Genomic DNA, 16,546 nt, shown 5'->3' with positions numbered 1-16,546 from the left:
GTTTGCGGTGGTGCCGATGGAGAGACTCGAACTCTCACGCCCGTGAAGGCGGGGGATTTTGAATCCCCTGCGTCTACCATTCCGCCACATCGGCACTGGCCGCTCTCGTACCGCCCAGCGTCGGTGCCGTCAACGCGCTTTTCCGGTTTTTTTCGCAAATCCACAAAAGATCAGAACATCACCCCGACAAGCCATAAGGTGATCGAAGGGAAAGCCACCAAAATCACCACGCGGATCAGATCCGAAATCACAAAAGGCGTCACCCCGGAATAGGTTTTGGCAATGGGGATATTTTTGGCCACTTGGTTGATGATAAAGAGGTTCATGCCCACAGGCGGCGTGATCAGTCCCACCTCAACCACAATCAGCGCGAGGATGCCAAACCAGATGGCGGTGTATTCCGCACTGAGGCCGAAATCCAAAGCCTCGATGATAGGGAAAAAGATTGGGATCGTCAGCAGGATCATCGACAGGCTGTCCATGACACAGCCAAACACCAGATAGCACAGCAATATGGCGATCAGCACCGTCATCGGTGCATAGCCTTGGGTGACAACCCATTCTGCCATGGCTTGGGGGGCTTGGGTGGTGGCCAAAAACGCATTGAACAATCCCGCCCCCAAAAGGATGAAAAATATCATGCCGCTGGCTTTGCCTGCTTCAAGGATCGCATCCAGAAAATCCTGCCATCCCATTTCGCGCCGCACAAAGCCGTAAAGCCCGGTCAGGATTGCCCCCACAGCCGCCCCTTCAGTGGGTGTGAAAAGGGCATCAGGCCCAGGATTGGACCAATCCCAGTCCCCTGCGATGCCGTACATGACCAAGCCAAAGATCGCGAAAACCGGCCATGTCCCATAAAGTGACCGCATCCGCTGGGCCATGGGGACCCGCGGCGCACGGTCCGCGGCATTGGGCCTGACCCGAACATAGATCGCCACGGTCACAATATAGCCTGCTGCCGCCAACAGCCCCGGCACGAGAGCCGCAATAAACATCTTGACGATGTTTTGTTCCGTCAAGATCGCATAGATCACCAAAATGATGGAGGGTGGGATCAAGATCCCCAATGTGCCGCCCGCCGCAAGAACGCCTGTGGACAGCGCATCAGAATAGCCGCGCTTGCGCATTTCCGGCAGGGCCACCTGCCCCATTGTGCTGGCCGTGGCCAAAGAGGATCCGCATACGGCCCCAAACCCCGCACAGGCCCCAACGGCAGCCATCGCCACACCACCGCGCCTGTGCCCCAGCCAGTCAGAGGCTGCTTGGAACAGTGCCGCCGACATGCCGGACTTGGTGGCAAACTGCCCCATCAACAAAAACAGCGGCACAATCGTCAGTGAATAGCTGGAAAACGTGTCATACGGCAACGTCTTCATCTGCGCCAGCGGGGCCACAGGGCTGCCGCGTAAAATCCAGATACCAATAAAACCTGTGGCGGCCATGGCCACGGCAATCGGCACCCGCAAAAAAATCGCCCCCAACATCAAGGCAAACCCAGTGAGCGAGATTTCCAGACCGCTCATGATGTGACCTCGTTCAGGCTGCGCCAGACCACATAGAGCGAGACGAGGCAAAACACCCCTGCCCCGATCAGCGCGGCCCCCATAGGGATCCACACGGGGATCTCCAACTCATAGGTGGTTTCAGGAAAGAACGGTTTGTAGCCCATAGACAAACGGTCGCGCCAAGCTTGGCTGAAATACGGAAACTTCTCTGCCCAGCCCAAGTAAAAGCGCCAGACGATGATGACCGCGATAAAGGCGATCAGGATATCCCCAATCAGCGTTAGCACCCGTTGCACGACAATCGGGAACTGATCCACCAGCAAATCAACCGTCACATGGCCCTTGTTCAAATGGCACCACGGTAGAAATGCAAAGATCGCGATGGCACAGCCTGCCTCGATCAGTTCGTAATCTCCTGCGATTGCACTGAAGGGGCCGGTGTTGATCCAGCGCCCGATGACCGAGGCCACAGTGACCATAGCCATAGCCACCAGAATGATACCACCTGCATAGGCCAACAGGCGCGACAGATGCGCCATTGCCACGCCCACGCGTGCTTGGGATTGAGGGAAAACTGCCATCATCGTGCCTTTTAGAATGCTGTGGGCGCACCCTTAGATGCGCCCACAGCCTAGTTCAATTGGTTTACAGTCTTAGCTGCCGCCATCGTTTTGAGCGATCAACGCCTGCGCTTGGTCGACCAAAGCCTGCCCGTCGAGGCCCTTGGCTGTGACTTCGGCGATCCAGTCGGTCACTTGGGTGGCCCCAATGGCCTTCATTTCTGCTGTCAGCTCGTCACTGATGGTGTGCACTTTGTTGCCGCTGTCTGCGACAATCTTGGTACCCACATCGTCGCCTGCATCCATAGCGCGCCCGGCCCAAGCCGATGTGTCCGCACCAGAGTTGGCATCGATCACGGCCTTAAGGTCTGCTGGCAAGCCATCATACGCTGCTTTGTTCATGGCCCAGATAAAGGTGGTGTTATAGAGTGCGCGGTCACCCGGAACCATCGAATGGCTGTCAGTCAGTTCATGTACTTTCAGCGGTGGCACGATTTCCATCGGGATCACGCCGCCTTGTACAACGCCCTTTGACAGAGCCTCCGGAAAGGCGGGCACTGGCATACCAACGGTGCTGGCGCCAAGGCTTTCCAACAGTTTGTTGGCCTGACGCGAAGGGCCACGCAATTTGAGGCCCTCAAAGTCGGCCTTGGACATGATCGGACCGCCCTTTTTGTGCACCACCCCAGGGCCATGCACGTGAACTGCAAGCAACTGCACGTCGCCCATGCGTTCCATCAAATTGTCTTCGGCATAGGCCCAAAACGCGCGCGAGGTGTCTTCAGCGCTCATTGAAGTCATGAATGGCAGTTCGAACACTTCTGTTTCGGGGAAACGACCCGGTGTGTAGCCTGGCAATGCCCAACCACCATCGATCACGCCGTCGCGGATCTGGTCATAAAGCGCGGGGGGGCCACCACCCAGTTGCATCCCCGGGTACAGCTCGATCTTGAGACGCCCACCGCTTTCTTCCAAAATTTTGTCAGCCCAAGGCTGCATGAAATTCGCAGGCACCGAGGCCTTTGGCGACAAAAAGTGCTGGAACCGCAAAGTGACTTCTTGGGCCGCGGCAAAGCCTGCACCAACGCCTAAGGCGACTGTGCTGGCCAAAAGCGTGTTAAATAGACGGCGTTTCATTGGATAGTGTCCTCCCAAACTGTTGTTCTGGGAAAAGGCTAGCACCGATGTTTGTAACCAAAAACCGCTAAATGTGACGCATCACAGATTTTGCGCACTAAAGGTGTCACATTGACGGATATCGGCCGTTTGATATCCGCGTTCGAACCAATCTTGGCGTTGCTGGCTGGTGCCATGGGTAAATGTGTGCGGATTTGGGCGCTGGCCTGCGTTGAATTGCAAGGTATCGTCGCCAATCTGCTTGGCTGCATTCAGCGCCTCGGCCAAATCGCCCTTCTCTACCGTGCCAAGCCGGTCCTGCGCATAGCGCGCCCAGATGCCGGAATAGCAATCGGCCTGTAATTCAATGCGCACGGAGATGGCGTTGCTTTCGGCCTGCGAGGATTGCTGACGAATACGGTTGGCTTGCCCCAAGATCCCCAACTCATTCTGCACGTGATGGGCAATTTCATGGGCCACCACATAGGCCGCTGCGAAATCACCGCTGGCACCCAAACGTCGCGAAAGCGTGGTAAAGAAATCTGTGTCCAGATAGGCCTTTTTATCCGCAGGACAGTAAAACGGACCGGACGCACCACTGGCCCCGCCGCAAGGACTGGCTGTAGCGCCTTTGAACAACACAAGTGTGGCGGGCGTATACGCTTGGCCAACTTGAGTGCGGAAAATCTCGGACCAGACCTCTTCGGTGTCGGCCAAGGTCACGGACACAAATTGCGCCGCTTGCTGATCGGCCTCGGTAATTTCGGCCGAGCCTGCGCTGGTTTGTACGTTTTCGCCGTTCAACAGGGGCGAGACATCAATCCCAAGGAAATAGCCGATCAATACCACGGCCAAAAGACCAACCCCGCCAAGCTTGGCCCCACCCGAGGCCCGTCCCCCTGACCGCCCACTGGATCCGCGTCGATCTTCAATATTACGACTGCCGCGTCTGCCTTGCCATTTCATACCGCTTACCCCTTGTTACTTATTGGCATCTTATCCAACCGACCCTGCCGCGCCAAGCCTTTGCGCAGTTGACGCGCAGGCAGGGGTATGCTGCAAGGCGGCCATGATTAAGCGTCTTTATGATTGGACTATGTCCATGGCCGACCACCCCCGCGCATTGTGGGTGCTGGCCTTTGTGTCTTTTATCGAAAGCAGCGTCTTTCCGATCCCACCAGATGTGCTGATGATCCCGATGATCCTCGCCCGTCCCAGCCGTGCGTTTGTAATCGCGGGTGTGGCCATGGTGGCCTCGGTTTTGGGCGGCTTGTTGGGCTATGGTATCGGTATGTTCGCCTTTGAAAGCATCGGTGAGCCGATTCTGACGGCCTTGGGCAAAGAAGACGCAGCTGTCCGGTTTAACGAACGTTTTAACGATCTGGGCTTTTGGCCCGTTTTGATCGCTGGGCTGACGCCGTTTCCTTACAAAATCATTACGATCATGTCGGGCTGGTCTGCCATGCCACTGGGGACCTTTGTGATCACGTCGATTATCGCGCGTGGTTTGCGGTTCTTTATCGTTGCAGGCCTGTTGTGGAAATTTGGCGCACCAATTCGTGATTTCATAGAAAAGCGTTTGGGCTTGATGTTCACATTGTTCGTCATCTTATTGGTGGGTGGGTTTTACGCCCTGAAATTCCTGTAAGAGGCCTGAAATGGACGCACGCACACTTGGATTATTCGCCGCTGGCGGGTCACTGCTGTTGATCGCTGGCGCTTGGATGTTCGAGTTTATGGGCTACCCGCCCTGCAAGATGTGCCATTGGCAACGTTGGCCCCACTACATCGCAATTGTGTTGGGTGTGCTGATCTTTCTGCGGCCCAAAGAAATCTACTACCTTCTGGGATCAACGGCCGCCTTTGTCACCTCGGCTGTGGGTGTGTTCCACACCGGTGTTGAAAAAGGCTGGTGGGAAGGCCCATCGTCGTGCACGGGATCAGGCGCGCTGAGTGGATTATCGGGCGCAGATTTGCTGTCCACCGACGGTGATTTTCTGGTCATGTGCGACCAAGTCAGCTGGGCCTTTCTAGGCGTGTCCATGGCCAGTTGGAATGCGATCTTTTCCGCAGGTTTGGTCCTCATTTGGATCGCTGCCGCCAAACGCGCCTAAGCCCCTTCGTCTTGCGGCTTGCACCCCACCCATGGGGTCTGATAGTTATTGATCAACAAAATATAGCTAAAAAGCACACTGGGCGGATTACAACGTGAACGACACACCCGAAACCCCTGAAAACACAGATGAAATGCCTCCTGAGCGGCCCGAATATGACGGCCCCTCAATCTCGATCACGGACGAGATGAAAACGGCCTATCTGGACTACGCCATGTCAGTGATCGTCAGCCGGGCGATCCCGGACCTGCGCGACGGGTTAAAACCAGTGCACCGGCGCATCATTTATTCGATGTACGAGAAGGGCTACACCCACGACAAATCCTACCGCAAATCGGCCAAATCTGTGGGCGATGTGATGGGCAGCTACCACCCCCACGGGGACAGCGCGATCTACGACGCACTGGTGCGTATGGCGCAGGATTTCAGCATGTCTGTGCCCCTGATCGACGGGCAAGGCAACTTTGGGTCCATGGACGGCGATAATCCTGCGGCCATGCGCTACACGGAATCCCGTCTGGACAAGGTCGCGAAATCCCTGACCTCGGATATCGAAAAAGAAACCGTTGATTTCCAGGACAATTACGACGGCAAAGAACGTGAACCCACAGTTTTGCCTGCACGCTTTCCGAATATGCTGGTAAACGGGGCCGCAGGGATCGCCGTTGGTATGGCCACCAACATTCCGCCTCATAACTTGGGCGAAGTGATTGATGCCACGCTCGCCCTGATCGAGGATCCTGATCTGACATCCGAGCAATTGATAGACTATATCCCCGGTCCTGACTTCCCCACAGGCGGCATTATGCTGGGCCGTAGTGGTGCGCGCAAAGCCTATATCGAAGGTCGCGGCTCGGTGATCATCCGCTCGAAAACCCGTGTGGAAGAGATCAGGAAAGACCGCTATGCCATTGTTATTGATGAGATTCCTTACCAAGTAAACAAAGCCTCGATGATTGAGAAAATCGCTGAGGCCGCCCGGGACAAAAAGATCGAAGGCATCGCACACGTCCAAGACGAAAGCGACCGCAATGGTGTGCGGGTTGTTGTTGAACTGAAACGCGATGCAACCGCCGAGGTCGTGCTGAACCAACTGTTCCGCTTTACGCCGATGCAGACCTATTTCGGCTGTAACATGCTGGCTTTGAATGGTGGACGCCCCGAACAACTGACCCTGCGCCGTTTCCTGACGTCGTTCATCGCCTTCCGCGAGGAAGTGGTCGCGCGGCGCACTGCCTTTGAATTGCGCAAGGCCCGTGAACGAAGTCATGTGCTGTGTGGTTTGGCCGTGGCAGTGACCAACATCGACGAGGTCGTCAACACCATTCGCCAATCTGCGGACGCTGGTGAGGCCCGTGAAAAGCTGATGACGCGGCGTTGGCCTGCGGCAGAAATCCTGCCTTATATCGCCTTGATCGATGATCCGACCCACACGGCCAATGAAGACGGCACTTATAACCTGTCGCGCATTCAGGCCCAAGCTATTTTGGATCTGCGATTGCAACGTTTGACCCAGATTGGCGTCAAAGAAGTGACGGATGAGTTGGAAGAACTGGCCGGAAAGATCCAGGAATACCTTGATATCTTGCGCTCTCGCGAGCGGATCATGGGGATTATCGGTTCGGAATTGACCGAAGTGCGCGACCAGTTCGCTGTGCCCCGTCGCACTGAAATTGTCGATTGGTCCGGCGATATGGAAGACGAGGATCTGATCGAACGTGAAGACGTTGTGGTCACTATCACCTCTGGCGGCTACATCAAACGCACACCGCTGGTCGATTTCCGCGCACAACGGCGTGGCGGCAAAGGCGTCGGCGGCATGCAGACCAAAGAAGAGGACGTGGTCACCACCCTCTTTGTGGCCAATACGCACACGCAATTGCTGTTCTTTACGACTGACGGCATGGTCTACAAATTGAAGGCGTGGCGCCTGCCCCAAGGGGGCCGCACCTCCAAAGGCAAAGCCATCGTTAACATTCTGCCGATCCCACAGGGCGTCTCTATCGCCGCTATCATGCCAGTGGATCGCGATGAAAAAGAATGGGATGAATTGCAGGTGGTCTTTGCGACCTCCGCAGGCACCGTGCGCCGCAACAAGCTGTCGGATTTCACCAACGTCAAATCCAACGGTAAAATCGCGATGAAGTTCGAGGATGAGCACGCCGAGACAACCCTGATCAACGCGCGTATCGCCTCGAATGAGGACGACGTGATGCTGGTGACCAATTCGGGTCGCGCGATCCGTTTCCCTGCCACAGATGTGCGCGTGTTCAATTCGCGCGCCTCTGTCGGGGTGCGTGGGGTCAAGCTGAACGGCTCGGATACTGTGGTTTCAATGGCTGTGATCCGCCACTTTGATGCCACGGCTGAGGAACGTGCAGGCTATCTCAAAATGCGCCGTGCCGTGGCCGGTTTGGCCGATGATGCAGATGAAAGCGATGAGGAAGAGGTCGCTGGTGCCATTTCATCAGAGCGCTACGCGGAAATGTCAGCGGCTGAGGACTTGATCCTGACAATCACGGCCCAAGGCGCGGGCAAGCTGTCGTCCAGCCACGACTACCCCGTACGCGGACGCGGCGGCATGGGGGTCACGGCCATGGACAAAGCCATGCGCGGCGGTCCTGTCGTCAGCTCTTTCCCTGTGATTTTGGACGATCAGATCATGTTGGTGACCAATCAGGGCCAGTCAATCCGAGTGCCTATTGACGGCATTTCGTTCCGGTCTCGCAGTGCGGGCGGTGTAAAAGTATTTAACACTGGCAAGGGTGAAGAAGTGGTCTCTGTGGCCTATATCCCAGAGCAAGGCGATGAGGATGCCCCTGACGCGACGTCTGAGGCAACAGAAGATTAACCCTGTTAGGGCCAATTGTATGACAAATGTTTTGAACATTATCGGCGGCGGTATGGCCGGGTGCGAGGCTGCGTGGCAAGCCGCCAATATGGGTGTCCAAGTGGTGATCCATGAGATGCGCCCCAAGGTTGAAACCTTTGCCCATCAGACGGGCAATCTGGGGGAAATGGTGTGTTCAAACTCGTTCCGGTCAGACGATGACGAACAAAACGCGGTTGGCCTGCTGCATTGGGAAATGCGGGCGGCAAATGGTTTGATCATGGCCACAGCCGAAAAACATCGTATTCCAGCAGGCGGTGCATTGGCTGTGGATCGCGAACCCTTTGCCGAAAGTGTTACTGCCGCGATCAAGGCCCATCCCAACATCACAATCAGCTACGATGAAATCCATGCTTTGCCCTCCGAAGGGACATGGATTGTTGCGACAGGTCCTTTGACCTCGGGCGATCTAGCCACATCAATTGCGTCCGCTACTGGCAAGGAATCGCTGGCTTTCTTTGATGCCATCGCGCCAATAATCTATGCGGACAGCATCGATATGTCCAAAGCATGGATGCAATCGCGCTATGATAAAGGCGAGACCGAGGAAGAACGCACAGCCTACCTCAATTGCCCCATGTCCAAAGAGCAATATGAGGCATTCATCGATGCGCTTCTTGCCTCGGACAAAACCGAATTCAAAGAGGGCGAAACTGCAGGCTATTTCGACGGTTGCTTGCCCATCGAAGTGATGGCGGAGCGCGGGCGCGAGACGCTGCGGTTTGGCCCGATGAAGCCTGTGGGCCTGACCAATCCCCATAACCCCGACATGAATGCCTATGCGGTCGTGCAATTGCGGCGCGACAATGCGCTGGGGACACTGTTCAATATCGTAGGTTTCCAGACCAAGATGAAATACGGCGCGCAAAAAGAAGTGCTGCGGATGATCCCAGGACTTGAGGGCGCGGAATTTGCCCGGCTGGGTGGCATTCACCGCAATACATTCATCAACTCACCGACCCTGCTGGACCGCGAAATGCGTTTGAAATCAATGCCGCATCTGCGGTTTGCAGGCCAAATCACTGGCGTTGAAGGCTATGTAGAAAGCGCTGCCATGGGCCTATTGGCCGGTCGCATGGCGGCAAGCGAAATGCTGGGCGCGCCCCTGCCCGCGCCACCGCGTGAGACGGCCATGGGCGCTTTGGTGGCCCATATCACGGGCGATGCCGAGGCCAAAACATTCCAGCCCATGAACGTCAACTTTGGCCTCTTTCCGCCAATTGAAGGCATCAAAGGCGGCCGCAAACGCCGTGCCGAACGCTACAAAGCCTATACAGATCGGGCCAAAGCCTGCTGGCAAGGCTGGCTGGGGCATTCCGCACTGGACGCTGCGGAATAGTCGCGTCTACACTGCCTGCATGAGTAAAACCTTTCTCGACAAAGCTTATGACCTCGACGGTGTAGAGGCCACGCAGCAGCTCTATTCCGATTGGTCTAAAAGTTATGATCAAGAAGTGTCTGACAACGGCTATGTGACCCACAACCGGATTGCCGAAGCTCTGGCAAAAGTCGTCCCATCAAATGTCAGACTTTTAGATTTTGGCTGTGGCACAGGCCTGTCTGGCCTCGCCCTGCGTGCTGCGGGATTTGAGCAGATCGATGGCTGCGACATCTCGCAGGATATGCTCGAACAGGCAAAACATAAAAATGCCCATGACAATTTGGCCGTGGTTGAGCCGGGCTATGTGCCGACGGGTTACGACGCGATTGCAGCGATTGGCGTGATTGGCGCTGGTGCGGCCCCTATCGAGACCTTTGATCAAATTCTAGATGCGTTGGAACCAGGCGGTGTCTTTGCCACATCGTTCAATGATCATGCTTTAGATCACCCCGAATTCGCCACGAAAGTGGAGGCAGTTCTGAGGGCAAGAACAGCCCATTTGGTCTATCAGGACTATGGTGATCACTTGCCAGGAATTAACTTGAACTCTATGATATATGTGCTTGTAAAGAATTGACTTTTCGCACACGATTTGCCCCATCCCCAACCGGCCCGTTGCATCTGGGCCACGCTTATTCAGCTTGGCTGGGCTGGACAATGGCACAACAGGCCCGCGGTGAGTTTTTGTTGCGGATCGAGGATATAGACCGGCAACGATCAAAGCCCACTTGGGAAGATCGGATTTATGCAGATCTGGAATGGTTGGGGCTGACATGGGCCGAGGCGGTGCTGAGACAATCAAGCCGCATATCCGCCTATCGCTCGGCACTCCAACAGTTATGGGACCTTGGGGTGCTGTACCCATGCACCTGTAACCGCCGCGATATTCAAGAGGCTTTGGGTGCCCCACAAGAAGGATCACCTTTGCCAGTGGGACCTGACGGGTTAGTCTATCCAGGCACCTGCCGCACCAAACCCCGCCCCAGTCAAATGTCCGACAATTCGGTTTTGCGTTTAGATATGGCGCGCGCTCTACAGGTCTGCACGTCCCTTGCGTTTGTCGAGACAGGTCTTTTTGATCAAACCATCCGCCTGAGCCATGATGATCTTATTAACACGGTCGGTGACATTGTTTTGGCGCGGCGCGATATGGGGACGTCTTACCATTTGTCCGTGGTTCTGGACGACGCACACCAAAACATCAACCATGTGGTGCGCGGCGCGGACCTTTTCGAGGCCACGGCGATCCATGTCGTTTTGCAAAATCTGCTGATACTGCCGACACCGATCTATCACCATCACGCCCTTGTACGCGATAATGCGGGCAAACGTCTGGCAAAACGCGATGACGCCCGCGCGATAGCAACCTACCGAGATCAAGGATTAACAGCTGAACAAGTGATTGCGCTTAGTCAACCATAGGACGGATCAGCTCGACCTCGGACCCATCAATGACAGAGGTGTAAAAGCAATTGCGACGATTGGTGTGGCAGGCCGCCCCCACCTGATCGATCAAGACCAAAATGCAATCGCGATCACAATCAATCCGCATGTCGATGAGGGCCTGTGTGTGGCCACTGGTCTCGCCCTTGATCCAAAACTGTTGGCGCGAGCGGCTCCAATATGTGACGCGTCGGGTTTCCAGCGACTTAGCGATGGCCTCGGCGTTCATCCATGCCATCATCAGGACCTCGCCCGTGTTATGTTGCTGCGCAATCACTGGGATCAAGCCAGCTTCGTTGAATTTCAAGCTTGCGATATCAAAAGCCATGGTCAATCCTTTGCATTGCGCGGGTTTCGCCTTACTTAGAATGACACCACGCAGATGAAAAGCCGGACGTTCCCAAATGAGCACTGACACAGACCTGATCAAGCTTTATTCACAACGGATCCTAGCCTTGGCTGCGGATATGCCCCGCACCCAACGTTTGGAGGCACCTTCGGCCACAGTAAAACGCCGCTCGCCCCTGTGCGGATCTGCGGTCACGGTCGATATGGTTATTGCAGGCGACATTGTTGAGGATTTTGCCCAAGAGGTGAAAGCCTGTGCCTTGGGCCAAGCCGCAGCCAGCGTGGTCGGCCAAGCGATCGTCGGCTGCACCCAAGCGCAAGTGATTGCGGCCAGAGATGAACTAAAGGCGATGCTCACACACCAAGGCCCGGCACCACAGGCGCCATTTGACGGGCTAGAAGTTTTGCAGCCCGCCGCAGAGTACAAAAATCGCCACGCCTCTGTCCTGTTGGCATTAGAGGCCTCGGTCGATGCCTTTGCCGAGGCGAAACTCAAAACATCAGCCTAAAAAAAACGCCGCCATTCCCGAAAAGGAAGGCGGCGCAAGGTGTGCAATGCGTGGACAGATGTGCGCGGCAGTCCCTAACGTGAGAGGCAATTCACGGGGGAAATACGGACAGGCAGTGTCTTGGTTTCAAGCATCAAAGGGGACAGGTGCTGAAATCTGACGCGCGTTTCGGGCGCATTGCAGGCAGGTAAACTGAGGGTGCTAGACCAGCGCGGGCAACGACAAACCGACCACGAACATCACGACAAGGGCAGCGGCCCCTACGGCGTCTTGGATCAAAGTTGGTGCGGCGCGGTGAGCGGCTGACTTAAGTTCGGAGAACATGGGCGGTGTTCCTTATGGTTAATGTTTTGTTGCACCTTTGTTCTCATTTCGGAAAGGTTTTGTAAAGAACTTTTTAAGAACATTTGTGAACAAAATGACAATCCATTGCCAGCACAGCCGCTAACCCACTGAAATCAAACGGATCGCTTTGTCTTGTTCCATTAGCCAAAGAAGAACACGCGCCGCCTGCCCTCGGGTCGTGCTCAGATCCGGATCTAGGTTAAGAAGCGCCCGTGCGTCTGTTTGGGCTGTGGCCATTAACCCTGTGTGGCGCTCAAGATCCGCAATACGGAACCGTGGAAGCCCGGATTGCGCAGCACCAATCATATCCCCTGCACCCCGGATTGACAGATCTTCCTCTGCAATACGAAAGCCGTCTTCGCTTTCGCGCAGGATCTGCAACCGGCGACGGGCGGTTTCGCCCAAAGGCTCTTGAAACAGCAAAAGGCAGGTGGAGGCCGCATCACCGCGCCCAACACGCCCGCGCAATTGGTGCAATTGGGCAAGGCCAAAGTTTTCGGCCCGCTCAATGACCATAATTGTGGCATTTGGCACGTCGACGCCCACTTCGATGACCGTGGTGGAGACCAAAACCTGCGTATCGCCCCGTTGAAAGGCCGCCATTGCGGCGTCTTTTTCGGCTGGGGGCATTTGCCCGTGAACCAGACCCACAACGCCTTCGCCAAGACGGGCGCGCAGCCTTTTGAACCGCTCTTGCGCCGCGGTCATATCCACGACTTCGCTTTCCTCCACCAACGGGCAGACCCAATAGGCCTGCCGCCCCTCGGCGATGGCCCCTTGCAGTTTTTGCGTGACTTCATCGATGCGCGAAGTGGACACCAACGCGGTCTGGATCGGCTTTCTGCCAGGTGGTTTTTCGTCCAAAATCGACACATCCATATCGCCATATTGTGCCAGCGACAGGGTGCGCGGGATCGGCGTGGCCGTCATGACCAACACGTCAACAGCTTGGGCTTTCTGCCCTAAAGCCAGCCTTTGATTGACCCCAAAGCGATGTTGTTCATCGATGATCGCAAGTCGCAGATCGGCAAAAGCCACGTCAGCTTGAAATACAGCGTGGGTGCCCACGAGAATATCGATCTGTCCCGCTGACAGGGCGTCCATTTTTTCAACCCGTGCACGCCCTTTATCGCGCCCAGTGAGGACTTCAAGCCGAACCCCAGCGTTCGCCGCCAAGGGCTGCAAACTTTCAAAATGTTGACGGGCCAAAATTTCCGTGGGGGCCATCATCACGCCTTGTCCGCCGGCCTCGACCGCCAGTAACAAGGCCATAAAGGCCACCAGTGTTTTGCCTGCGCCAACATCGCCCTGCAGCAGGCGGTTCATGCGCTGGTCCAGCGCCATGTCAGCTGAAATTTCCGCAATCGCACGGCTTTGCGCCCCTGTCGGCACATAAGGAATAGCCTGCAACACCTTGTTTTGTAGTGATTTATCTGATTTTGACGCCCGTCCTTTGTCACGACGCGCGGCTTTGCGGGCCAAGGCCAATGTTAACTGATGGGCAAAGACTTCATCATAGGCAAGGCGCATGCGGTGCGGCGCTGTGAGCGAGACATCCGCGTCGGATCGGGGGGTGTGGGCCGTCTGCAGGGCAGAGTGCCAGCTGGGCCATTTCTCCTGTTCGATCAGATTCGGATCGATCCATTCGGTTAATTCTGGCGCGCGGGCAAGCGCGGCCTGAGCAGCCTTGTACATCGTCTTTTGCGTGATGCCGGCGGTCAGCGGATAAATCGGTTCAAAGGTCGGTATTTCGCGAGCTTCTGCCATGGGCAGCATGTAATCGGGATGGACCATCTGCAACAGGCTATCAAAAAGCTCAACTTTGCCCGAGACAATCCGCTTTTGACCCGTGGGCAATTGGCTTTGCAACCATGGGCCACGGGCATGAAAAAACACCAAAAAAAACTGAGTTTGGTTGTCTGTGACCGACACACGGTAGGCGCCGCCCTTGCGCGCAGGTGGTGTATGGGCGCCAATGGTCACCTCAACCGTTATGGTCTCAGGCGGTTGGGCGTCCAAGACACTGGCCCGCAAAGTGCGATTGATCCCACTGTGCGGCAAGGTCAACAACAGGTCCTTGGGGACGTTCACCCCAAGATGAACGAGGTTTTGCGCGGACTTTGGCCCCACCCCGGGCAGGGTCTCGAGACCGGAAAACAAAGGAAAGAGGGCTTCGGGGCGACTGCTCATCCCGCACCAATGAGAGCCAACCAGCCATCTTCGTCAATGGTTTCGATGCCCAAATCAGCGGCTTTAGTGGCTTTGGACCCTGCCCCAGGCCCCGCAACCAAAAGATCGGTTTTCGCACTCACGGATCCAGAAACCTTGGCCCCGAGGCGTTCAGCTTGAGCTTTGGCCTCGGCCCGCGTTAACTTTTCCAAGGTGCCCGTGAAAACAACTGTTTTGCCGGCAACTGGGCTGTCTGTTTCAGCCTTTTCCGCCTCTAAAATGGTTAATTGTTCGGCCAACCTGTCGATTGCAGCACGTTCTTGTGGTTGATGAAGCGCTGTGATCAAAGACCCGGCCATCACCGCGCCGATCCCATCAATTGACAACAAATCATCCCAATCAGCGCCCTCATGTGCCTGTGCCGCCGCAAGGGAACTGGTTAACGCATCCCAAGTCCCATAGTGGTTGGCCAAAAGCCCACTGGCCGCTTCGCCCACATGGCGCAAACCCAAAGCGAATAAAAACCGACGAAATTCGATGGTGCGCTTGTCTTCGATTGCCTGAAACAGCTTGTCTGCAGATTTTGCCCCCCAGCCCTCGCGGTTTTTGAGCTGCTGCACCCCCGATCCATAGCGGGTTTTGAGGGTAAAGATATCGGCAGGCTCTGCGATCCACCCATCGGTGTAGAATTGCTCGACCTGCTTTGCCCCGAGCCCATCGATATCAAAGGCCGCGCGACTGACGAAATGCTTGAGTTTTTCAACAATCTGCGCGGGACAAATCAGGCCCCCCGTGCAACGTCGCACTGCATCCCCGTCTTCGCGCACAGCCTTGGATCCGCATTCGGGACATAGGGTTGGAAACTCAAAAGCGGACGCATGAGGAGGTCGTTTAGAGATGTCGACGTCTTTGATTTTCGGGATCACATCGCCCGCCCGGTAAATCTGCACCCAATCCCCAACGCGAATGTCACGTCCCTCACGGATTTCCAAGCCATTGGAATCGCGCCCTAAAATATAGTCTTCATTGTGCAAGGTGGCATTTGAGACGACAACACCGCCCACAGTCACTGGGCTGAGACGGGCAACTGGCGACAAGGCCCCAGTGCGCCCCACTTGAATGTCGATCGCATCCAATCTGGTCCAGGCCAGTTCCGCGGGAAATTTATGGGCAATCGCCCAGCGTGGCGTGGTAGATCGGAAACCCAAACGCGCCTGCAACGCCAGATCATCAACTTTATAGACAACGCCATCAATATCGTAGCCCAGCGTGGCACGGTTTTGTTCAATTTTCCAATAATGAGCAATGAGTTCAGCAGGACTATCGCATTTCACCGTGAGCGGATTGGTGGAAAACCCCAGATCCGCCAGTCTTTGAACGCTGCCCATTTGGGTCGTGTCCAGAGGCGCCGACAGATCACCCCAAGCATAGGCAAAAAACGCAAGCGGACGCGATTTTGTCACGTTTGGATCAAGCTGGCGCAACGATCCTGCAGCGGCATTGCGCGGATTGGCAAAAGTTTTTTGACCCTTTTGTAATTGCGCTGCATTGAGCGCTTCGAAGTCCGAATGCTGCATATAGACTTCGCCGCGCACCTCTAACACATCAGGGGCGCCTGTTAATCTCTGGGGAATATCCGCAATCGTCCGTGCGTTTTGCGTTACATTTTCACCGGTTTCGCCATCCCCACGCGTTGCGGCATAAATCAACACCCCCGCTTCATAGCGCAAAGACAGGGATAGCCCGTCGATCTTGGGCTCAGCAGTATAGGCCAAAGCCTCTGAGCCAAAGCCTAGAAACTTTTTCACCCGTTGGTCAAACTCAACTACATCATCGTCCGCAAAAGCGTTTCCCAAGGATAGCATCGGAACCACATGTTTGACCTTGTCAAACCCGTCCGCCACAGGTGCCCCTACTTGATCGGAGACACTATCTTTTTGTTTTAATTCTGGAAATTTTTGTTCAATTGCATCGTTGCGGCGTTTAAGCAGATCATACTCAGCATCACTTATCTCAGGCGCATCGGCCTGATGGTAGACGGCATTTGCCTGATGTAACGCCTGCGCAAGCCGAGCAAGTTCCTCTACTGCTTGCGCCTCAGTCAGATTTGCAACGTCAATTGTGTGGGACATTCTATCACCCTAGTGCAGCGCTTTGATGTGCTAG

At 55.6% G+C, this 16,546-nt stretch carries 15 protein-coding genes and 1 tRNA gene; 7 read left to right on the top strand and 9 right to left on the bottom strand.

The annotated features are described in order from the left end of the window. Nucleotides 1-8: 8 nt before the first annotated feature. The 5 genes from ACIRQ6_RS07740 to ACIRQ6_RS07720 all read right to left on the bottom strand — a co-directional run bounded on the left by ACIRQ6_RS07740 (nt 9) and on the right by ACIRQ6_RS07720 (nt 4,147). Nucleotides 9-94 (bottom strand) — tRNA-Leu (locus tag ACIRQ6_RS07740). 76 nt (nt 95-170) lie between these two features. Continuing rightward, nucleotides 171-1,523: a TRAP transporter large permease gene (locus ACIRQ6_RS07735; RefSeq protein ID WP_420863554.1), complete on the bottom strand. Its 1,353-nt coding sequence runs from the start codon at nt 1,521-1,523 to the stop codon at nt 171-173. After that, nucleotides 1,520-2,089 (bottom strand): TRAP transporter small permease, encoded by a 570-nt coding sequence (locus ACIRQ6_RS07730; RefSeq protein ID WP_420863553.1) that lies wholly within the window; start codon nt 2,087-2,089, stop codon nt 1,520-1,522. The genes ACIRQ6_RS07735 and ACIRQ6_RS07730 overlap by 4 nt, the downstream gene beginning before the upstream one ends. A 69-nt stretch (nt 2,090-2,158) precedes the next feature. Beyond that, a complete protein-coding gene (locus tag ACIRQ6_RS07725; RefSeq protein ID WP_420863552.1) occupies nt 2,159-3,202 on the bottom strand; it encodes a TRAP transporter substrate-binding protein in 1,044 nt (347 codons plus the stop codon). 81 nt (nt 3,203-3,283) lie between these two features. After that, nucleotides 3,284-4,147, bottom strand: a complete 864-nt coding sequence (locus ACIRQ6_RS07720) for a neutral zinc metallopeptidase (RefSeq protein ID WP_420863551.1) — start codon at nt 4,145-4,147, stop codon at nt 3,284-3,286. Between the two features lie 103 nt (nt 4,148-4,250). On the opposite strand from ACIRQ6_RS07720, the gene ACIRQ6_RS07715 reads away from it, so the two are divergent. The 6 genes from ACIRQ6_RS07715 (at nt 4,251) to gluQRS (ending at nt 10,988) form a co-directional block, all read left to right on the top strand. Beyond that, the gene (locus ACIRQ6_RS07715) at nt 4,251-4,829 is read left to right on the top strand and encodes a YqaA family protein (protein WP_420863550.1); all 579 of its coding nucleotides are present in this window, start codon (nt 4,251-4,253) and stop codon (nt 4,827-4,829) included. Between the two features lie 10 nt (nt 4,830-4,839). Then, nucleotides 4,840-5,295, top strand: coding sequence for a disulfide bond formation protein B (locus ACIRQ6_RS07710; protein WP_420863549.1), 456 nt, complete (start codon nt 4,840-4,842; stop codon nt 5,293-5,295). Nucleotides 5,296-5,389: 94 nt separating this feature from the next. Continuing rightward, nucleotides 5,390-8,146 carry a DNA gyrase subunit A gene (gene gyrA, locus ACIRQ6_RS07705; protein ID WP_420863548.1) on the top strand — a complete coding sequence of 919 codons (2,757 nt, stop codon included), beginning with the start codon at nt 5,390-5,392 and terminating at the stop codon, nt 8,144-8,146. Between the two features lie 19 nt (nt 8,147-8,165). After that, the gene (gene trmFO, locus ACIRQ6_RS07700; RefSeq protein WP_420863547.1) at nt 8,166-9,524 is read left to right on the top strand and encodes a methylenetetrahydrofolate--tRNA-(uracil(54)-C(5))-methyltransferase (FADH(2)-oxidizing) TrmFO; all 1,359 of its coding nucleotides are present in this window, start codon (nt 8,166-8,168) and stop codon (nt 9,522-9,524) included. A gap of 19 nt (nt 9,525-9,543) precedes the next feature. Beyond that, on the top strand, nt 9,544-10,143 hold the full coding sequence (locus ACIRQ6_RS07695; protein WP_420863546.1) for a class I SAM-dependent DNA methyltransferase: 600 nt from the start codon (nt 9,544-9,546) through the stop codon (nt 10,141-10,143). After that, nucleotides 10,140-10,988, top strand: coding sequence for a tRNA glutamyl-Q(34) synthetase GluQRS (gene gluQRS / locus ACIRQ6_RS07690; protein WP_420863545.1), 849 nt, complete (start codon nt 10,140-10,142; stop codon nt 10,986-10,988). Before ACIRQ6_RS07695 ends, gluQRS begins: the two co-directional genes overlap by 4 nt. Here gluQRS and hisI read toward each other — a convergent pair. After that, nucleotides 10,975-11,337, bottom strand: coding sequence for a phosphoribosyl-AMP cyclohydrolase (gene hisI / locus ACIRQ6_RS07685; RefSeq protein ID WP_420863544.1), 363 nt, complete (start codon nt 11,335-11,337; stop codon nt 10,975-10,977). The genes gluQRS and hisI overlap by 14 nt on opposite strands. 76 nt (nt 11,338-11,413) lie before the next feature. On the opposite strand from hisI, the gene ACIRQ6_RS07680 reads away from it, so the two are divergent. After that, nucleotides 11,414-11,866, top strand: a complete 453-nt coding sequence (locus tag ACIRQ6_RS07680) for an iron-sulfur cluster assembly scaffold protein (RefSeq protein WP_420863543.1) — start codon at nt 11,414-11,416, stop codon at nt 11,864-11,866. Between the two features lie 201 nt (nt 11,867-12,067). Here ACIRQ6_RS07680 and ACIRQ6_RS07675 read toward each other — a convergent pair whose 3' ends face one another. The 3 genes from ACIRQ6_RS07675 to ligA form a co-directional block, all read right to left on the bottom strand. Further along, nucleotides 12,068-12,190, bottom strand: coding sequence for a hypothetical protein (locus ACIRQ6_RS07675; RefSeq protein ID WP_420863542.1), 123 nt, complete (start codon nt 12,188-12,190; stop codon nt 12,068-12,070). Between the two features lie 120 nt (nt 12,191-12,310). Further along, nucleotides 12,311-14,401, bottom strand: coding sequence for an ATP-dependent DNA helicase RecG (recG, locus tag ACIRQ6_RS07670; protein WP_420863541.1), 2,091 nt, complete (start codon nt 14,399-14,401; stop codon nt 12,311-12,313). Further along, complete coding sequence (gene ligA, locus ACIRQ6_RS07665) at nt 14,398-16,512, bottom strand: NAD-dependent DNA ligase LigA (RefSeq protein ID WP_420863540.1); 2,115 nt, start codon at nt 16,510-16,512, stop codon at nt 14,398-14,400. The genes recG and ligA overlap by 4 nt, the downstream gene beginning before the upstream one ends. Nucleotides 16,513-16,546: the final 34 nt, after the last annotated feature.

The organism is Algirhabdus cladophorae, assembly GCF_044772865.1.
Lineage (GTDB): Bacteria > Pseudomonadota > Alphaproteobacteria > Rhodobacterales > Rhodobacteraceae > Algirhabdus > Algirhabdus cladophorae.
The sequence above is the reverse complement of the archived record's forward strand: the minus strand, read 5'-3'. Positions and strand labels throughout refer to the sequence as shown.

What these genes read in the sequence shown, in the direction of transcription:
- ACIRQ6_RS07735 (WP_420863554.1), bottom strand. Translation starts at nt 1,523, where the DNA reads ATGAGCGGTCTGGAAATCTCGCTCACTGGGTTTGCCTTGATGTTGGGG.
- ACIRQ6_RS07730 (WP_420863553.1), bottom strand. Translation starts at nt 2,089, where the DNA reads ATGATGGCAGTTTTCCCTCAATCCCAAGCACGCGTGGGCGTGGCAATG.
- ACIRQ6_RS07725 (WP_420863552.1), bottom strand. Translation starts at nt 3,202, where the DNA reads ATGAAACGCCGTCTATTTAACACGCTTTTGGCCAGCACAGTCGCCTTA.
- ACIRQ6_RS07720 (WP_420863551.1), bottom strand. Translation starts at nt 4,147, where the DNA reads ATGAAATGGCAAGGCAGACGCGGCAGTCGTAATATTGAAGATCGACGC.
- ACIRQ6_RS07715 (WP_420863550.1), top strand. Translation starts at nt 4,251, where the DNA reads ATGATTAAGCGTCTTTATGATTGGACTATGTCCATGGCCGACCACCCC.
- ACIRQ6_RS07710 (WP_420863549.1), top strand. Translation starts at nt 4,840, where the DNA reads ATGGACGCACGCACACTTGGATTATTCGCCGCTGGCGGGTCACTGCTG.
- trmFO (WP_420863547.1), top strand. Translation starts at nt 8,166, where the DNA reads ATGACAAATGTTTTGAACATTATCGGCGGCGGTATGGCCGGGTGCGAG.
- ACIRQ6_RS07695 (WP_420863546.1), top strand. Translation starts at nt 9,544, where the DNA reads ATGAGTAAAACCTTTCTCGACAAAGCTTATGACCTCGACGGTGTAGAG.
- hisI (WP_420863544.1), bottom strand. Translation starts at nt 11,337, where the DNA reads ATGGCTTTTGATATCGCAAGCTTGAAATTCAACGAAGCTGGCTTGATC.
- ACIRQ6_RS07680 (WP_420863543.1), top strand. Translation starts at nt 11,414, where the DNA reads ATGAGCACTGACACAGACCTGATCAAGCTTTATTCACAACGGATCCTA.
- ACIRQ6_RS07675 (WP_420863542.1), bottom strand. Translation starts at nt 12,190, where the DNA reads ATGTTCTCCGAACTTAAGTCAGCCGCTCACCGCGCCGCACCAACTTTG.
- recG (WP_420863541.1), bottom strand. Translation starts at nt 14,401, where the DNA reads ATGAGCAGTCGCCCCGAAGCCCTCTTTCCTTTGTTTTCCGGTCTCGAG.
- ligA (WP_420863540.1), bottom strand. Translation starts at nt 16,512, where the DNA reads ATGTCCCACACAATTGACGTTGCAAATCTGACTGAGGCGCAAGCAGTA.